Annotated in this window: 1 protein-coding gene; it reads right to left on the reverse strand. The window is 57.2% G+C overall.

Annotation, left to right across the window (positions count from 1 at the left end; genetic code table 11):
• Positions 1–743 precede the first annotated feature (743 nt).
• On the reverse strand, positions 744–1273 hold a 530-nt coding region (locus ACXJ7R_RS33235; protein ID WP_457155496.1), incomplete at its 5' end, for an AMP-binding enzyme.

Raw genomic sequence — 1273 nt, forward strand, 5'->3', positions numbered from 1 at the left:
CTTGGCAAGGTCTAGCGATTTAGTGTTAAAGGAAAAATGCTGAAAAATCAGGAATTTAGAATAGCCATTGCACCTATGATGGATGGGGACGATAGGTAAATAAAATCAAATGGTTATAGAGGTTCATGTGCAAAAAATGCACACGAAAGTTCTGCTTCTCTTCTATTTTCGTTCCCACGACGAAGCCGCCGACAGCCCTATTTGGACGCTCTTTTGCCGACGATATTGACCGTTCCATTGCGGACGTTCGCTGCGATATCCGTGCCCTTTGTTGTCCGATACGGCGTCCAAGTTGCCTGGGGTTCCTGGAAGCTTTTCGAACTTGCTGTCTTGCGCCTCCAGTCGAAATGCGCGCTTCTGAAGGAGGTTAGGGTCCCTGGATCGCTGTGATGCAACCTTGATTCAACCACTGTGGGGTTCGAGTCGGTATTGCGCTACCGTCTTTCCCCCCGCGCATCGAACTGCCAGTTTAACCTTCGCTTACGGCTGAGCGAAGAGAGCCTCCACTCACCGCGCCCGCTGAGGGCTCAATCCTCTGCAATCGGCTCATCCCTTGACCCACGACCGACGCGCCATTCGTGAGAAAGATTATGTCCGACTGCTGGCCGCCATGGCTCATGTCGCTCTCCTCCGTCACGCCTCTCTATCTCCCGATGTCCACGAGATCCCCTGGCGCCACACCATGTGTCGGCGCTCACGTTTGCGCCCGATGATCCATGCTGGGAGGTTGTTTGCCGAGTCGATCAACCTAACTGCGGCAGGTTCCTGAACAACTCCAGCGCTTCGGGATTGGCGAGCGCTTCCTTGTTCTTGATGGCGCGGCCATGCACGACGTCGCGCACCGCAAGCTCGGTGATCTTGCCCGATTTGGTGCGCGGAATGTCTGACACGGCGACGATCTTTGCCGGCACGTGACGGGGGCTCGCCCCGGTGCGGATTTTCGACCGGATGCGCTTTTCCAGATCCTCGTCGAGCGTCACGCCCGCGGCCAGCCGCACGAACAGCACGACACGGACGTCATTGTCGAAATCCTGGCCGATGCACAGCGCTTCCAGAATCTCGGGCATCTGTTCGACCTGGTTGTAGATCTCCGCCGTACCGATGCGCACGCCGCCCGGGTTGAGCGTCGCGTCGGAGCGGCCATGAATGATCAGGCCGCCATGGGCGGTCCATTCGGCGAAGTCGCCATGGCACCAGACATTGTCGAAGCGCTCGAAATAGGCCGCCTTGTATTTCTTGCCCTCGGGATCGTTCCAGAAGCCGATCGGCATCG

The sequence above is a fragment of the Mesorhizobium sp. P5_C1 genome (assembly GCF_054049815.1).